This is a genomic window from Vibrio rotiferianus CAIM 577 = LMG 21460, assembly GCF_002741985.1.
GTDB classification, from domain to species: Bacteria; Pseudomonadota; Gammaproteobacteria; order Enterobacterales; family Vibrionaceae; genus Vibrio; species Vibrio rotiferianus.
In genome coordinates, this window is the sequence record NZ_APHW01000009.1 from 112,267 (window position 1) to 128,072 (window position 15,806).

11 protein-coding genes, 2 tRNA genes and 2 pseudogenes are annotated in these 15,806 nt (G+C 46.4%); 9 read left to right on the plus strand and 6 right to left on the minus strand.

Annotated features, from left to right (window positions below; translation table 11 throughout):
- The first annotated feature begins 79 nt into the window (after positions 1-79).
- From B853_RS04495 to menE, 6 genes and pseudogenes are all read left to right on the plus strand, one after another.
- Complete coding sequence (locus B853_RS04495; protein ID WP_010447023.1) at positions 80-1,387, plus strand: isochorismate synthase; 1,308 nt, start codon at positions 80-82, stop codon at positions 1,385-1,387.
- Positions 1,384-3,090 (plus strand): 2-succinyl-5-enolpyruvyl-6-hydroxy-3-cyclohexene-1-carboxylic-acid synthase, encoded by a 1,707-nt coding sequence (gene menD / locus B853_RS04500; protein ID WP_038887948.1) that lies wholly within the window; start codon positions 1,384-1,386, stop codon positions 3,088-3,090. Before B853_RS04495 ends, menD begins: the two co-directional genes overlap by 4 nt.
- Entirely contained in the window at positions 3,077-3,871 is a 795-nt protein-coding gene (gene menH, locus B853_RS04505; protein WP_038887946.1) for a 2-succinyl-6-hydroxy-2,4-cyclohexadiene-1-carboxylate synthase, read from the plus strand. Before menD ends, menH begins: the two co-directional genes overlap by 14 nt.
- A 26-nt stretch (positions 3,872-3,897) precedes the next feature.
- Positions 3,898-4,764, plus strand: a complete 867-nt coding sequence (gene menB, locus B853_RS04510) for a 1,4-dihydroxy-2-naphthoyl-CoA synthase (protein WP_038887944.1) — start codon at positions 3,898-3,900, stop codon at positions 4,762-4,764.
- 130 nt (positions 4,765-4,894) lie between these two features.
- Complete coding sequence (gene menC, locus B853_RS04515; protein ID WP_038887942.1) at positions 4,895-5,884, plus strand: o-succinylbenzoate synthase; 990 nt, start codon at positions 4,895-4,897, stop codon at positions 5,882-5,884.
- Positions 5,869-7,304 (plus strand): annotated as a pseudogene (gene menE, locus B853_RS04520) (o-succinylbenzoate--CoA ligase). Before menC ends, menE begins: the two are co-directional and overlap by 16 nt.
- Positions 7,305-7,354: 50 nt before the next feature.
- On the opposite strand, the gene nagE reads toward menE, so the two are convergent.
- On the minus strand, positions 7,355-8,809 hold the full coding sequence (gene nagE / locus B853_RS04525; RefSeq protein WP_038887939.1) for an N-acetylglucosamine-specific PTS transporter subunit IIBC: 1,455 nt from the start codon (positions 8,807-8,809) through the stop codon (positions 7,355-7,357).
- Between the two features lie 156 nt (positions 8,810-8,965).
- On the opposite strand from nagE, the gene B853_RS04530 reads away from it, so the two are divergent.
- Positions 8,966-9,850 carry a LysR substrate-binding domain-containing protein gene (locus tag B853_RS04530; protein WP_038887937.1) on the plus strand — a complete coding sequence of 295 codons (885 nt, stop codon included), beginning with the start codon at positions 8,966-8,968 and terminating at the stop codon, positions 9,848-9,850.
- A gap of 357 nt (positions 9,851-10,207) precedes the next feature.
- The gene (locus tag B853_RS04535) at positions 10,208-10,408 is read left to right on the plus strand and encodes a hypothetical protein (protein WP_038887935.1); all 201 of its coding nucleotides are present in this window, start codon (positions 10,208-10,210) and stop codon (positions 10,406-10,408) included.
- Here B853_RS04535 and B853_RS04540 read toward each other — a convergent pair.
- The 3 genes and pseudogenes from B853_RS04540 to B853_RS04550 all read right to left on the minus strand — a co-directional run bounded on the left by B853_RS04540 (position 10,394) and on the right by B853_RS04550 (position 13,937).
- Positions 10,394-11,326, minus strand: coding sequence for a putative sulfate exporter family transporter (locus B853_RS04540; RefSeq protein WP_128826807.1), 933 nt, complete (start codon positions 11,324-11,326; stop codon positions 10,394-10,396). The two genes, B853_RS04535 and B853_RS04540, sit on opposite strands and share 15 nt — an antisense overlap.
- A gap of 133 nt (positions 11,327-11,459) precedes the next feature.
- Positions 11,460-13,333, minus strand: a pseudogene (locus tag B853_RS04545) (MFS transporter).
- 13 nt (positions 13,334-13,346) lie between these two features.
- On the minus strand, positions 13,347-13,937 hold the full coding sequence (locus B853_RS04550) for a TetR/AcrR family transcriptional regulator (protein WP_010447044.1): 591 nt from the start codon (positions 13,935-13,937) through the stop codon (positions 13,347-13,349).
- A gap of 259 nt (positions 13,938-14,196) precedes the next feature.
- Between B853_RS04550 and B853_RS04555 the strand changes: the two genes are divergently transcribed.
- Complete coding sequence (locus tag B853_RS04555; RefSeq protein ID WP_038887929.1) at positions 14,197-15,069, plus strand: Tim44 domain-containing protein; 873 nt, start codon at positions 14,197-14,199, stop codon at positions 15,067-15,069.
- A 425-nt stretch (positions 15,070-15,494) separates the two neighbouring features.
- Here the strand turns inward: B853_RS04555 and B853_RS04560 are convergent.
- Both B853_RS04560 and B853_RS04565 read right to left on the minus strand, forming a co-directional pair.
- Positions 15,495-15,579: transfer RNA gene (locus tag B853_RS04560), tRNA-Tyr, on the minus strand.
- A gap of 100 nt (positions 15,580-15,679) precedes the next feature.
- Positions 15,680-15,764, minus strand: a tRNA-Tyr gene (locus B853_RS04565).
- Positions 15,765-15,806: the final 42 nt, after the last annotated feature.

The following is a 15,806-nucleotide window of genomic DNA, read 5'->3' on the forward strand; positions in this document are numbered from 1 at the left end:
CATACGACCTTGATTTGCGTAAGGTCTAAACTTAGAGTAGCCGTCAGTTACCACTATCCTCACATGTTTCGAGGTTGATTTGTCACAGTTCCATCAAGCCGTAAAGAGAATTATCGAGCGAGTTCAGCAAACGGAAGGCAATCAAACACGTTTAGTCGAGCCACTCAGCGAGAAACCGAGTTTCGCGTTTATTGACTGGCTTGAAGCACAACCACTTTTTCCCAAGTTTTACTGGCAGTCCCGTGATACTCGTGAAGAAGTTGTTGCCCTAGGTCAACTCCATTCTTTTGTTGAGCCCGGCCCTGCCTATACGATCCTTGGCGAAGGCCAACGAGTATGGGGCGGTCGCTCATTTGATGGTCAGCACGAGAAGAATCGTCGCTGCATGCCGTCCTTCTTTTTCCTTCCGCAAATCGAGTTGATTCGTTTTGACGATCAATGGTCGCTTGCGGTAAACATCTCAGAAGATAAAACCCGTACATTAGCAGGCTTACAAAAGTTGGTTTGTGATGTACCTACGCTTGCGCCGATTTCCGCTCATATCCGTTCTATTGATCATGCGCCAACTGAGCCTCAATGGAATGCATTGGTAGAAAAAGTGCTGACTGGCATCGATAACGATGACTTTAAGAAGGTGGTTTTGGCGCGTCGTTCGAAAGTGCATCTAGATTCCATGCTTTCTGCGGCACAGCTTCTGAAAGCGAGCTACTTAAATAATCACCACAGTTTTCACTTTCTACTGAGCTTGGACAGCAAACACAGTTTTATGGGGTCGACTCCCGAACGTTTGTATTCGCGTGTAGGTCATGAACTTCATACCGAAGCGTTGGCTGGCACCATTGGTCGTGGTGGCAATGCGACTCAGGATATGGAGCTCGCAAACTGGTTGTCGCAAGACACTAAGAACCTCAATGAAAACCAATATGTGGTTGATGACATCATTGACCGTTTAACTCCGCATTCGGAAGTGGTTGAAGTGGAGCAAGAGCCTCGCTTGGTTCGCCTGAGAAAAGTGCAGCACTTGAAGCGTAATATTTATGCAGAGCTCAAGGCTGGTATCAACGGCGTGCAATTGCTTTCTGCATTGCAACCGACAGCGGCTGTTGCTGGTTTGCCTCGTAAAGAATCAATGCAATTTATTCTAGACAATGAACCATTTGCACGCGGTTGGTATGCTGGCTCGATGGGCTACATCAGTCACGAACGCGCGGAGTTTTGTGTCGCAATCCGAAGTGCGTTAGTTCTTGGGGACCAAGTTCAATTGTTTGCTGGCGCTGGTATTGTTCCGGGGTCTATTGCAGAACACGAATGGGCTGAGTTAGATAAAAAAATGTCGACGCTACTTTCTCTTATTTCAGACCACCCACCGCTTGGGGTTGCATCATGAGTGCAGATCAAGCTGTTTTAAATCGCATCTGGTCTGAAACCATCCTGACAGAATTGAACCGCTTTGGTGTGAACCACGTTTGTATCGCACCGGGCTCTCGTTCAACACCATTAACGCTAGAAGCTGCAGATAACCCAAACTTTACCATTCACACCCATTTTGATGAGCGTGGATTGGGATTTATGGCGTTGGGGCTTGCAAAGGCAAGTAAAGATCCTGTGGCCGTTATCGTGACGTCTGGTACAGCGGTGGCGAACTTACTGCCAGCTATTGCAGAAGCAAAGCTAACGGGTGAAAAACTGGTGGTGCTTACCGCCGATCGCCCGGTGGAGCTGGTGGGCTGTGGCGCTAACCAAGCCATCAACCAGCTTGGCATTTTTTCGCAGCACGTTTGTGACAGTTTGAACTTGCCGAGTCCTTCGCTAACAACACCACTCAATTGGTTACTAACGTCGGTTGATGAAGTGATGTTTACTCAGCGCTTGAAAGGCAGTGCTGTCCATATCAACTGTGCTTTTCCTGAGCCTTTGTACTCCAATGGAGAAAAGGGCACGTATCAAAGCTATCTTGATGCCGTAGCATCTTGGCAGGAGAGCTCGGATACTTATTGTCGCCGTTTTATCTCTCTGGCTAACGACGAGCATCCGGCATGCTTTGACAAGAAAGGTTTGGTGATTATCGGCAGCTTACCTTTAGAGCAAGCACAAGCTGCCAAGCAGTTTGCTGACAAGATGGAGTGGCCTGTTTTATCTGACCCACAAAGTGGGGTGAGCTCTGAGTGGGCATATTATGATTTATGGCTGCAGCACTCGAAGTTTGCGAAACAAATAGAATGTTGTGATCTCATTGTTCAGTTTGGTAGCCGCATTATCTCTAAGCGCTTAAATCAGTGGGTAGAAAAACAGGCTTCGGCTTCTAAAGTTGCTTATTGGTTGATTTCGCCACGCTTGGAACGTGACAACCAAAGCCATCTGCCACAATCTCATTGGGTCATAGAGCCTTCCGATTGGGTTGCCCAATCGCCTTGTGGTGAGTCTCATCATGCGGGCTGGGCAGCGAAGTTGTCAGAAGATATTCAGCAAGTAAGCCAAAATTCGAAAGCGTTATTTGCTTCTGATCCTCAGAGTGAACTTAATGAGATCGCTTTAGCCATCGATGTGGCTGAACGTGCTCGAGGTGTCGACCTGTTTATGGGGAACAGTTTGTTTGTTCGCTTGGTTGATATGTTTGGCAAGGTGGATAACGCAGAGGTCTTCACTAACCGCGGTGCATCTGGCATCGATGGTCTGTTTGCAACGGCGAGCGGTGTTCAGCGTAATCGCAATAATCCAATGCTGATGTACATTGGCGACACATCTGCGCTTTATGATACGAATTCGCTCGCTTTGTTCACGCATACGCAGCAGCCAACGGTAATTGTGATTACCAATAATGATGGTGGTGCTATCTTCGATATGCTGCCAGTACCTGTATCACATCGAGAAAAGTTCTATCAAATGCCGCACGGTTATCAGTTTGAACATGCTGCGAAGCAATTCGGTTTGCAATACTGTAAGCCTGAAACACTGGCCGAATACCAATCTTTGGTTTCTGAACATTTTGCTTCAGGGCAAGGCACATTAGTGTTGGAAGTACAAACGCCACCAAATCAAGCGACAGATCATTTAAGAGCCTTCAATAAGAATTTGCATGCTCTATTCTGAACATTTTCCCGCAACTGAAATACACCAAGGCAGCACTTTGCCGACTCTGGTGTTTTTGCATGGTTTGCTCGGCAGTGGCGAGGATTGGCAACAGTGCTTGAGCGCTTTACCTCAGTATGACCGAGTAACGATTGACTTACCCGGGCATGGGCGCAGCCAATCTATTTTTTGCAGCGATCTGAATGATTGCTGCAAATTACTCAATTCCGCACTATCTTTACTATTTCCTTCGCAACAACCGCTTATCCTGATTGGTTACTCAATGGGTGGACGCATTGCTATGCATGGCCTTGCTCACCAATGTTTTCCAGATCTCAATATTTGTGGAAGCATTGCTGAAGGAGGAAACTTCGGGCTTCAAAGTGAGTCAGATAAACAGGCACGGTTCGATAACGATTCGCGCTGGGCAAAGCGTTTCCAAACGGAGCCTCTTGCCTGTGTTTTGAACGATTGGTACCAACAGTTGGTCTTTTCTTCACTAAACCATGAGCAAAGACAAACATTGATTGCGAAACGAAGTGCTAATCTTGGTTCGGCCGTTGCAGACATGCTGCTTGCCACATCGTTAGCGAAGCAATCTTATCTGTTGCCAGCATTGCAGCAACAAGCGGTTCCGCTTTATTACCTCTGCGGCGAAAAAGACAAAAAATTTTGCCAACTGGCTGAGACAAGCGGGTTGGCGTATCGACAAATCGAAGGTGCTGGACATAACGTCCACCAAGAGCAACCACAGCGATTTGCGAGGCAAGTTAATCAAATAATTCATTCTCACTTTGCGTGAGAGCAACGAGAACAATGGGAATCACCATGGCTAAAACAGTAGGCATTTCTGAAGAAGAACTTTACGCTCCGGTTCAATGGAAAGATTGCGGCGACAAATACGAGGACATTCACTACCACAAGTCTGAAGATGGTATCGCGAAAATCACCATTGCACGTCCTCAAGTGCGTAACGCGTTCCGTCCTCAAACGGTAAAAGAGATGATTGATGCGTTGGCAGATGCTCGCTACGACTCTGGTGTTGGCGTGATCATTCTGACCGGTCTAGGTGAAGACGCATTCTGTTCTGGCGGTGACCAGAAGATCCGTGGCGACTACGGCGGCTACAAAGACGACCAAGGTACGCACCACCTAAACGTATTAGATTTCCAACGCGACATCCGTACTTGTCCAAAACCAGTGATCGCATCGGTAGCTGGTTGGGCTGTGGGCGGTGGTCACGTACTGCACATGATGTGTGACCTAACAATTGCTGCTGACAACGCTCAATTTGGTCAAACAGGCCCTAAAGTGGGTTCATTTGATGGCGGTTGGGGCGCATCTTACATGGCTCGCATCGTAGGCCAAAAGAAAGCTCGCGAAATCTGGTTCCTATGTCGTTTCTACAATGCTCAAGAAGCGGTAGACATGGGCTTGGTTAACACAGTGGTGCCACTAGCGGATCTAGAGAAAGAAACCGTTCGTTGGTGTCGTGAAGTACTGCAACACAGCCCAATGGCACTGCGTTGCTTGAAAGCTGCATTGAACGCGGACTGTGATGGTCAAGCGGGTCTGCAAGAACTTGCGGGTAACGCAACCATGATGTTCTACATGACGGATGAAGGCCAAGAAGGCCGAAACGCATTCAACGAGAAACGTCGCCCAGACTTCGACAAGTTCCCTCGTAACCCATAATCCGTATAAGAAGAGGAGCCATTGTGCTCCTCTGTTTCGTTTTTCGTCCTGAGCGTCTCGCCCTCTGGGAGACTGGCGGGTTCTCTCGTTAAAAAGCTCAGAATATACGGCATTACATAGGATTCGAATTATGCGTAAAGCGAAGATTTACCGTTACTGCCTGCCAATGGACAGTGGCGTAATACTGCGTGATAACAAGCTGACGGAACGTAAAGGTTATATCCTTGAATTAACGGACGGTGACAAGGTTGGTCGTGGTGAAGTTGCCCCTTTGGTTGGCTTTAGCCTAGAAGGCACTGAGGAAGCGGGTATTCAGCTGCAAGCGCAAGCAGAGCGCTGGGTGGCAAACTTGCCTTTAGATTACAACCATATGTATCCATCGGTTGCGTTTGGTCTGTCTATGGCTCAGTTGGAGCTTGAAGGCGGTTTACCTACGCAAGGTAAGTACCAAGTCGCCCCTCTGTGTAACGGTGATCCAGACGATCTGATCCCGAAACTGAACGAAATGGAAGGCGAAAAAGTCGCGAAAGTAAAAGTGGGTTTATACGAACCTATTCGTGACGGTATGCTGGTGAACTTGTTCCTTGAGTCGATTCCACAGTTGACACTTCGCCTTGATGCTAACCGTGCTTGGACACCAGAAAAAGCGCAGCAGTTTGCTAAGTACATTGCACCATCACTGCGCCAGCGTATTACCTTCTTGGAAGAGCCATGCCGCTCTCCGGGTGATAGCCTGTCTTTCGCTATCAATACGGGGATTGCAATCGCGTGGGATGAAACACTGCAAGATGCGGTTCGCCGTGAAGACTTCAGCTTAGAAGACCTTACCGGTGTGAAGACCATCATCATTAAGCCGACTTTGATTGGCTCGGTTGATTTCTGTATTAAGCTGATTGAAAAGGCGAAGGCGTTGGGTATCAAGGCGGTGATCAGTTCGAGCATTGAATCAAGCTTGGGTCTGAACCAGCTTGCTCGCTTAGCGCAATGGCAATTACCTAATGAGATCCCAGGTCTGGATACTATTGGTTTGTTCAAAGCGCAGCTAGAGCAAGGTTGGCCGAAGTGTGAGCTTCCAGTTCTTCCGCTATCTGAGCAGGAGTTAGTGTGGCATTCAGCATAGATACTATTGCGATTGCACCATGGAAATATTGGGCTCAAGTGAGCCCTTTTTCTATTGCGCTTGAGACAACAAAAGAACAAGTTAACTGGCAGCAATTGACTGCTCGTGTCGAGTTGTACGCTCGCTATCTTCAACAACAGGGTGTCGCGAGTGGAGATGTGGTGACGCTAGTCGGTAAGAACCAAGTTGAAACCTTGTGGTTTTATCTTGCTGCTCAGCAGGTAGGCGCAATTGCTGCGTTGACCATGCCGCAGCCTTTTGAGGCACTTTCAGGCAAGTTAACGACGCTATACAAGCCGACTCAGCAACGTTTTGTGTGGTTTGCTGGTGGTGTTGCCAGTGGCTACTCTGAACAGCAGTTATCGCAACTATGTATCATCCAGCTTTCGACTCTGAATAGCGAATCGTCAGTTGACACTGGCAGTTCAAGCGAAGGCTACGCACATGATGCTTTAGCGTCTATTGTGTTTACTTCTGGCTCGACAGGCACCCCTAAAGCCGTGGTGCATACTCATCGTCAGCACCTTGCTTCTGCTCAAGGTTTATTAGCTGAGTTTCGATTCAACCATCAAGATACTTGGCTGCTTTCCTTGCCGCTTTACCACGTGTCAGGCTTGGCGATTGTTTATCGCTGGCTATTTGCTGGTGGAACACTCAAAGTGGGGGGGGCGGAAAGCTCGCTGATGATATTCTTGGTGTCTCTCATGCTTCTTTAGTTGCGACACAACTTAAGCGTTTACTGGATGAACAAGTCGAATTATCTCTCACGCATGTTTTACTGGGCGGCAGTCATGTAGCTCATGAGTTGGCACTGCGAGCAACAAAGCAAGGCATTGAAACTTGGCTAGGTTATGGTATGACAGAAGCGGCTTCTACCGTAACTGCAAAACCAATCGATAGCATCAGTAACGCAGGTCATCTATTACAAAACCGCGATATTAAGCTGATGGAAGAACGTATTTATATCGGCGGACAAACCCTAGCTGCAGGCTATTTCAAGCAAGGCTCAGTTACCTCACTTCTGAATGAAAATGGTTGGTTCGACAGTAAAGATCTCGGAGAGTGGCAAGGCGACGAACTCAAGATCATTGGTCGAGCAGACAATCAATTTATCTCTGGCGGTGAGAATGTTCACTGTGAAGAAATTGAAGCGGTACTGAACCAAATTGAGAGTATTTCACAGAGTATTGTTGTGCCAGTAGAGGATGTTGAGTTTGGACACCGACCAGCGGCTGTGATTCAAACAGAATCGTTATTGAGCAAAGTACAGTACGAGCAATACCTAAAAACTAAGCTAGAGAAATTCAAATGGCCAGTAGCGTATTACGCAATGCCTCAAACCCTGTTGGGTGGTGGTATTAAAGTGTCGCGCAAAGCAGTGAAAGATTGGTTAAAGAATGAAGTGCAAAACGGTGACTAAGCGTTATTGCACTTCAGGGGGATGTGGTGATGGTGAGTCACCACAATTCTTTAGTTAGCGAGCGCTAGTTTCATCTGCTCAGCTACTTTATCTACTTTGCCTAGGCCGATGATGACTTGCAGGCCACCTTTACCAATACAAACCACGCCTGCTGCGCCGAGTTGTTTCAGTTTTGTCTCGTCAGCCAGCGATGAATCCTTAACGGTTAGACGTAAACGAGTAATGCAGTTGTCCACTTCTAGGATGTTGTCTGCACCGCCAATCGCTGCAATGTAGTCTTTTGCAAGTTCGCCAATATTCTCGGTCACTTCTTTTTCCATGTCTTCGCCACGACCTGGTGTTCGCAGGTTGAACTTGATGATTGCGAAGCGGAATACACTGTAGTAAATCGCAAAGAAGACTAAACCTTGTGGGATCAGCATGTACCATTTGGTTGCCAGTGGGTTTTGGCTTGATAGTACGAAGTCAACAAAACCTGCTGAGAAACCAAAGCCCGCCATCCACTGCATGCTTGCTGCAATGTACATTGAGATACCAGTCAGTACCGCGTGAATCAGGTACAGCACTGGTGCTAGGAACATAAAACTGAACTCTAGAGGCTCTGTAATACCAGTGAAGAAAGACGCCATTGCCGCAGCCAACATGATTGAGAACACTTTGGTTTTGTTTTGTTTATCAGCACAGTGATAAATCGCAAGAGCAGCGCCCGGCAGACCAAACATCATGATTGGAAAGAAACCGGCTTGGTACATACCCGTCTGGCCAACTACAGCAGTGCCGTTAGCAATAGATTGTGCGCCGCCTAAGAAGTTAGGAATGTCGTTGATGCCAACCACGTCGAACCAGAAGACAGGATAAAGCGCGTGGTGCATGCCGATTGTTAGCATTAGACGGTTAAAGAAACCAAATAAACCCGCGCCAACCGCACCCATGGATTCAAGTTTGGTTCCGAAAATAATTAATGCATCGTAAATCACAGGCCATACGTAAAGCAGAACAAACGCCAGCGCCATACCTGCGATAGAGGTAAGAATAGGAACCAAGCGTTTGCCGCTAAAGAACGCCAGTGCTTTTGGTAGTTCGACACCTGAGTAACGGTTGTAGATTTCAGCGGAGATAATCCCCACCAAAATACCGATGAACTGGTTGTTGATCTTATTGAATGCATCCGGCACTTCATCCGCAGCGACGTCCATTAATTGTGTGACGGCACCTGGCGCCAATAGCGTCGTCAGTACCATAAAACAGATAAACCCAGACAGTGCTGCTGAGCCGTTTTTGTCTTTGCTTAATCCGAAAGCGACACCAACGGCGAACAGTACCGCCATGTTGTCGATGATTGCGCCGCCTGATTTAATGAGGAATGCTGCTAAGACACTTTCAGAACCCCAGCCGACCGGATCTATCCAGTAGCCAATCCCCATCAAGATTGCCGCAGCAGGTAGGGTTGCTACGGGTACCATTAATGCCTTACCGACTTTTTGCATGTAGCCGAGTATATTCATATTTGCCCCTATAATTTTAATGCCACCTAAAACATGATCTATGTTTGAAAGTGGCGTTTTTATTAAGTTTCTAAGGGCTATTTGAAACTTAATTATCGACGCAAACAAACGAATTCACTACTATCATGAATTAATATTTTTAATGCATGGTCGATCATGGCGAATCAACAGTTACTGCTTCGAAACCTTCATACCTTTAGCATCGCAGCTAAGCATCTCAGCTTTACGCAGGCGGCAAAAGAGCTGCACTTGACTCAAGGCGCCGTGAGCCATCGCATTAAAGTACTAGAACAGGAATTGGGTTTCTCTCTGTTTGTTCGAGGCACTCGAAAGCTTGAACTGACATCAGAAGGGCATCGATTTCAAAAAACGTTATCTACGTCACTCAGTACCATTTTTAATGAGATTGAAGAGATCAAGTCGACGGACTTGGTGGGTGAGCTCAACATTGCTGCGTCCCCTGGGTTTTTGAATGGGTGGTTGATGCCTCGCATTGCGGATTTCCAACGCCATTTCCCAGGTTTTAACCTCAACCTTTTCGCCCAAGAAAACCAACTCGATTTGGTGACCAATCAGATTGATGTGGCGATTTTCTACGATACGGATCATATGGTTGACGTGTACCGTCAGCGGTTATTTGGCGAAAAATACATTCCGGTCTGTACGCCTCAGTACATGAAGGAACTGAATATCTTAGAAGACGGCACTGAGTCTCTCAATCGCATCAACTTTGTTCACGCTCTTGGTTCTGATGTTTGGCAGCGCTGGGTTGCTTATATGGGACTGGACGTGGATGTTTTTCAGCATTTTTACTGTGTGAGCCATCGTGATATGGCAGTGCTAGCAGCAAGAAATAACGTTGGCGTTGCGATGGGGCGATATCGATTCGTCAAAGATCTCTTAGACAAAGGTGAGCTAGTTAGTCCCTATCCTGTGATGGATACCCAGTTGGGTTACGACTTAATTTGCCCTTCAGGCTACGAGCACCGACCTAAAGTGAAAACCTTTATCTCTTGGATAGAAAGTCATATACCCAAGTAACCTCAAAATGCTTGGTTCAGCGAGAATGACTTGGTTTGAAGGCGAGGCAACAATTTGAAGATCTAGTGGTTCTAAATCAAAAGTTGTTAACGAAGCATACGAACCAAGGCAACTCGCCCTTTGGGAGCGTGCCACTGAAACAATTTCATCGTCAAACACTTGCTATTACCCTTCGTTGTTTTCCTTGCTTGCTTTCGGTAAGTAGGGAATCAGTGACAGCGCTCTGATTCCAGCACCTTGAAGTCACTTGGGTATAGTTGATTTCGCAATGAATTAGTCGAAAAGGGAATTTCGTATCCTTATAACTCTGAATCATAATCATGCTCAAAGATTAAGGAATAAAGCATAAGGTTCAGGATGATCAAATTAGCGTTAGCGGCAGCGGTGTTATTGCAAATCGGCGTTGCTGTCAGCACTGAGGGCTTAACGCGCTCGTTGGCTGAGTTAACCGCTTTTCTGGTTGCGATTGCTTTAGTGTTGGTACACAAAAGTCAAAGCGCCCAAAAAGAAGAGCCAACTCAGCCAGATAAAATCAATCAAGGTTTAGCTGAAAAGTAGCCAGCCAAGCGAGGTTGTTGAAATCAGAACCCACAATGTGACGCCAAACAACAATGGCTTAGCGCCTGCTGACTTCAGTTTCGATACTGAAATACTGCAACCAATCAAAAACAGACACACCACAAGCGCTTGCTTAGCAATAGCAAAGATGCCTTGATACACCACTTCAAATTGCGGGAAGAAGTCGCTGAATGCAATTGCAGCGCAGTACCAGAAAATGAAGTAAGGAATGACTAACTTACTTTTGCCTTCCTCTCCGTTTCCACGAGAAAAGATCACGGCACTGATGAATGCGACAGGAATGATCCACAGCGCACGAGCAAGCTTTAATGTTGTTGCCGTGGTTAGCGCTTCTTCACCGTAGGCAGATGCTGCGCCCACAACGGAAGACGTATCGTGAATCGCAATCGCAGCCCACGTTCCGAACGTATGCTGATCCAAGCCAACAGCGTGACCAATCACAGGGAAGATAAACAGCGCCAGCGAGTTGAGCACAAAAACCGTCGCTAGAGCTAAGCCAATTTGTTCATCTTTTGCTTTGATCGCAGGCGCGACAGCGGCAATCGCGCTACCACCACAAATCGCAGTACCAGAAGCGATTAGGTAGGCTGTGGTGCGCTCTAGCTTAATGGCTTTCGCGATCATCATGCCGATCACCAGTGTTCCGAGAATGGTTGCGATGATCAGACCAATGCCATCAGAGGTGACGGCGAGAGCCTGCTCAAAGTGAATACCGAAGCCTAAGCCAATGATCGAATAGGAAAGCAGCTTCTTAGTAAAAGAGGCAATAGGAAGTTCGGTCGGTACTAGGCTGAAGCTCGCCAATAGAAAACCGATCACAAGCGCAATAGGAGAGGACACAAAAGGGGTCAAACAAAACAGCAGTGCCAATCCAAAGGGGATATTCTTTGTATTCAAGGGTGTCGTTCGTGGTTGTGAGTTAAAGCGTGGAGTATACAGTAACGTTTTGGGTCAGAAAGTTTTAATGAATTGAACATGCGTTCACTAAAACTAAACGCATGTTCAAGAATATGAAAATACTTGTTTGAATTTAACGCCAGTCTCCGCGGAGTGCTTTTACTTTCTCAAACATGGCTTGTGCACTGGCTTGTTTTGGATCGACTGGCGTTCCCGCTTCTATTTCCAGCTTGGACCAAAAACGTGTTGGAAGCCCCTTACAGGCACGACCTTTCGCTCGGCTAAAGTAACTGCCCCACAAGCCTTTCAATGCCATCGGAATGACAGGAACAGGGCTACGGCGAAGAATGATATCAATACCGCGCATAAATTCATTCATCTCACCATCTGCTGTCAAACGTCCTTCAGGGAAGATGCAGACAATATGACCTTCGCTCAATGCTTTTTCAACATCACTGAAAGCTCTGCGAATAGAGGTTCGATTGCTGGCTGAGATAGGAATCACTCCTGCTCGACGAAGGAAGCGTCTTAGTGGAGGGAGGTTGGCATAGTCTTCTTCCATTACAAAGCGAATTAGGCGTGGGCAAACTGCACTTAACAGTAGCGAGTCCATATAACTGACATGGTTACAGACGATCAACGCCCCACCGTGTTCTGGAAGGTGGTGTAAGTTCTTGTGTTTTACTCGGTAAATAGTATGGGTTACCACCCACATCACGAAGCGCACTACAAAGATAGGGATCTGTAGAAAGATGTATGTTGCAACGAGGAAGTTAAGAATCGCCAGAAGTGCGAACAGTTGAGGTATGCTCATCTCAAGCACGCTCAAACAAACAATGCCTAAAACTGCACTGCCCACCATAAAGAGAGAGTTAAAGATGTTTAAGCCCGCAATGACTTGCGCTCGTTCAGTTTCTTTTGCTCTGTGTTGCATTAAGGCGTATAGCGGAACGATAAAGAGACCGCCGGAGACCCCGATCATCAATAAGTAAAAGAACAGCGACCAGAATGCCTCATAGCTAACAAATTCAGCGAATGTGTGGAAGCGAGGTAAGTCCGTTGGGATCGATGTCGCCATCAAGAAACCAAATATTGTAATACCCAAAGCCCCAATTGGTACTATGCCTACTTCAATACGATGATTGGAGAGCCAGTTACAAGCCATAGAGCCGACAGCAATCCCCACCGAGAAGAGTGCTAAAAGGAAAGAAACCGCGCTTTCGGTGCCATTTAAATACACCTTAGTGAAGTTAGGGAACTGAGTCAGATAAGCCGCGCCTAAGAACCAGAACCAGCTAATAGCCATGATACATTGGAAGACAATTCGATCAGACTTCGCAATAGAAAGTGTGAGTTTGGTTTGCTTGTAGGCTGCCACTTAAATTGAATATCTGGTGCGCCAGCTGAAGCGAAGGGAATAAAGCGGCTAGAGAGATAGCCTAGTACAGCGAAGATAACGACGCAGAATGCGGCAAGATATTTGGCATTGTCTGCAGATGCGATAAGACCTGCGCCAAGCGTACCGACCAAAATCGCGATAAACGTACCAGCTTCGACTAAGGCGTTACCAGGAACCAGTTCTTTTTCGTTGAGTTGCTGAGGAAGCAGTGCGTATTTGACTGGACCAAAGAACGCAGATTGCGTCCCCATCAAGAACAGAAGTAAAAGGAGCACGCCGTAGCTCTCGGTAATAAAGCCAATCGCTCCCAACAACATGATGCCTATTTCGAACAGCTTTACTTTGCGGATAAACCACGACTTCTCATACTTATCTGCTAGTACCCCCGCGGATGCGGAGAATAAGAAGAAAGGCAGAATAAATAGCCCCGCAGCAAGGTTGATGAACAAGTTACTAGAGATCGGGAGCGCGCTAGAACCAGCAAAAGCAACAAACAGCAGCAGTACATTTTTGAATATGTTGTCGTTGAAAGCGCCAAAAAACTGGGTAACAAAATAGGGAAGAAACTTTTGCTGTCGAAGTAGAGACGACTGGTTGTCAGGTGACATGAATAATCCCTTATTACCAGTTCATTAAATAATTAGAAAGCAAGTTGTCGATCAGCTCTTTTCCGTCGATAGGCTCAGAAGAGAAGAACTTATCATCCACGCTAAGTAGGGTGATACCATGTACACCAGACCATAATACCCGGCTTGCTTGTAGCACTTCTTGCTCTGTCCTCTGAGGAGCAATAGCAGCTAGCAAGGCTTCTAGCATGCCTGTCATACCGTCGATGCGTTTAGCATGCCACTCAGGGAGTTCGGCGCCATTCATATTGTGTTCGAACACTAACTGCCAGCGGTATGGGTTCTGTTGAGCAAAATCGTGATAACAATAAGCGAGCTGAAAAAGCGCTTGATGTGAATCTTTGCTGTTTTTAGTTGCCTTTGTTGCTTGTTGCTGCAGCTCATCAAGTGTTTGTGCCACTACATGCAAAAGTAGCAGGTTGTAGTTACCAAAAACATTAACTAAGGTACTCGGTACATAGCCAATCATGTTCGCGATCTTACGAAGGCTGAGATCGTGGTATGAGTTTTCCGCCAAAAATTCTTGGACAGTGGAAAGAGTTAAATTTACCAATTCTTCTCGGGTGTGATCGTTTCTGCGCGCCATAATTTAATACTACATATTGAACATTGTTCAATATGATAGACAGCTAGGTAATAGGCGTCAATAAGGCAATCACGTCAGAAACCTATGAGTTTGGCAATATTCTGATACATGTCGGATCATGTAGATAGTTTCATTGTTTTATTATAGCGAGTATGATGATTCCATATTCATCTTTGGCGTGCTACTGCTTGAGATTACAAAGTGCTCAGACGGTCGGATGCATATACTTAGATACTTATCGTCAATTTTAAGGATAACGATGAAACGTTTATTTTCGATTGTTGCTTTACTGATGTTTACCGTTGCCGTAACGCCTATCGCGGAAGCGAAGAAGTTCGGTGGTGGTAAATCTTTTGGTAAGAGTTACAAAACCGCGCCTGCTCCTAAACAGCAGCAACAAAATACAAATACCATCGGTAAAGAACAAGGTGCTAAGACATCGAGCAAAAAAGGCTTGATGGGTGGTTTACTGGGCGGTCTTCTAGCTGGTGGTTTATTGGCCGCATTCTTTGGTGGTGCGTTCGAAGGCATCCAGTTCATGGATATCCTAATCATCGGTTTGATTGCATTTGTGATCTTCAAACTGATGCGAGGCATGCTTGGCGCAAAGCAGGGCAGTATGAATCAGCATCGTCAACAGCCAGCATTTGGCGGTAACGCTTCTAAGTTCGAGCAACCAAACATGCAGAACTTTGAGCAGCAACCAAACACAAACGCTGGTGGTTTTGGCGGCTTCGGTGCTCAAACTGATGTACCACACAACTTCCCACCGGGTTTTGACCAAGCGGCATTCATTAACGGCTCTCGTGAGCATTACCGAATTCTGCAGGGTGCATGGAACCACAACCAACTGCACACCATTGAAGAGTACGTTTCTCCAAGCTTATTTGAAGACTTGAAGGCAGAGCGTGCGAAGCTGGAAGGCGAGCAACACACTGATGTGATGTATGTAGACGCTGAAATCGTTCGTGCTGATTATGACGCGAATAAAGCACAGCTTAGCCTACAGTTCAGTGGTCGTTACCGTGATGCTGAGGAAGGTATCGAAGAAGAGATCGAAGATATCTGGCACCTAGAGCGTGACCTAACCGTGCCAAACGCGCCTTGGTTGATTGTTGGTATTCAAGGTTAATCACCAACAGCGTTCAATTTAGTCTTAATAAAATCCCGCTTTCGAGCGGGATTTTTTATGCCCGTAGATCAGAGAATCTAAACCTATCAAACGAATGGTGAGTGGTTGAAGTCGAACAGAGTAGGGTTGTTATAAGGGAAACGATGAGCCAGACAGTAGGGAATAGTGAAGATAGAACTAATGAAGGTGAGCAATAGCTTGATTCCATAGTCAGAAGTAAATTGTCATAAGTAAATCGACTCAGACTTGGATGCTCTCTTAAATTGAGGTAGATATGAGTGCTTAGGTAACGTATTATTTAACGGGAAATCACGAACCATAGCTTTTTTACTGAGACTAGAGCTTAGCTGAGATAGTTGGGGTAAAGTTGAAAACGATAGCGATAGAACGAAAAAAGCCAGCTCAATGAGCTGGCTTTTTCAATATGGTGGAGGGGGACGGATTCGAACCATCGAAGGCAGTGCCGGCAGATTTACAGTCTGCTCCCTTTGGCCACTCGGGAACCCCTCCAGGGTAATTTTCATACTACAAAGAGTATACTTAAAAGTTAGTTTCCCAACCTAGCTTTCAAGTTGTTCTCATGTTCAAAGGATAAACATAAGAAAGAATATGGTGGAGGGGGACGGATTCGAACCATCGAAGGCAGTGCCGGCAGATTTACAGTCTGCTCCCTTTGGCCACTCGGGAACCCCTCCAGGGTATTTTATACTTAGATGTTAGTTTCCCAACCTAGCTTC

Excerpts from the sequence above, each read along its gene's own strand:
- menD (WP_038887948.1), top strand. The coding sequence starts at position 1,384 with ATGAGTGCAGATCAAGCTGTTTTAAATCGCATCTGGTCTGAAACCATC.
- menH (WP_038887946.1), top strand. The coding sequence starts at position 3,077 with ATGCTCTATTCTGAACATTTTCCCGCAACTGAAATACACCAAGGCAGC.
- menB (WP_038887944.1), top strand. The coding sequence starts at position 3,898 with ATGGCTAAAACAGTAGGCATTTCTGAAGAAGAACTTTACGCTCCGGTT.
- menC (WP_038887942.1), top strand. The coding sequence starts at position 4,895 with ATGCGTAAAGCGAAGATTTACCGTTACTGCCTGCCAATGGACAGTGGC.
- nagE (WP_038887939.1), bottom strand. The coding sequence starts at position 8,809 with ATGAATATACTCGGCTACATGCAAAAAGTCGGTAAGGCATTAATGGTA.
- B853_RS04530 (WP_038887937.1), top strand. The coding sequence starts at position 8,966 with ATGGCGAATCAACAGTTACTGCTTCGAAACCTTCATACCTTTAGCATC.
- B853_RS04535 (WP_038887935.1), top strand. The coding sequence starts at position 10,208 with ATGATCAAATTAGCGTTAGCGGCAGCGGTGTTATTGCAAATCGGCGTT.
- B853_RS04550 (WP_010447044.1), bottom strand. The coding sequence starts at position 13,937 with ATGGCGCGCAGAAACGATCACACCCGAGAAGAATTGGTAAATTTAACT.
- B853_RS04555 (WP_038887929.1), top strand. The coding sequence starts at position 14,197 with ATGAAACGTTTATTTTCGATTGTTGCTTTACTGATGTTTACCGTTGCC.